The organism is Chromatium okenii, assembly GCF_016583745.1.
GTDB classification, from domain to species: Bacteria; Pseudomonadota; Gammaproteobacteria; order Chromatiales; family Chromatiaceae; genus Chromatium; species Chromatium okenii.
The window spans coordinates 1-545 of the sequence record NZ_NRRQ01000133.1 but is presented as its reverse complement, the minus strand read 5'-3'; the positions used below and the strand labels follow the sequence as shown (position 1 = coordinate 545).

Annotated in this window: 1 protein-coding gene; it reads right to left on the bottom strand. The window is 65.9% G+C overall.

Going from position 1 to position 545, the window contains the following annotated elements:
• Window positions 1-545: ABC transporter permease (locus CKO12_RS14520; protein ID WP_200155420.1), on the bottom strand; the 545-nt coding region annotated here is incomplete at both ends.

The window sequence follows — 545 nt, the reverse complement described above, 5'->3', positions numbered from 1 at the left end:
TTCATAGGAACTGCCGGCGCTGGTCTGGGCCGACCCGGTCTTGGCGGTCAGGAACACCCCGGCCACGCCGGCCAGGAAGCCGGCGACCACATAGACCCAGATGAGGATCGCCCCGGTGTTGATGCCCGAGGTTCGCGCGCTTTTCTCGTTGCCGCCCACGGCATAGACGTAGCGGCCAAAGACCGTTTTATTGAGGATCACCCAGGCCAGAAGGAAGACCAGGGCGAGGATGACCACCGGCACCGGGATCACCTCGAACAGCTTGCCCGTGCCGAACCAGCGGAAATCCGGGCTTAGGCCGGAAATCGGATTGCCGCCGGTGACCGACATGGTGAAGCCGCGCGCCGCCAGCAGCATGCCCAGGGTGGCGATGAAGGCCTGGATGCGGAAGCGGGCGATGATCCAGCCGCTTAAGCCGCCGCACAGCGCGCCGACGCCCAGGGCGGCGATGATCGGGAAGATCACCGGATAGGTACCGCTCCACGGCGTCACCCCGACCGAACGGGTGGCCATCGAGGCGGCCATCATTCCCGAAAAGGCCAGGA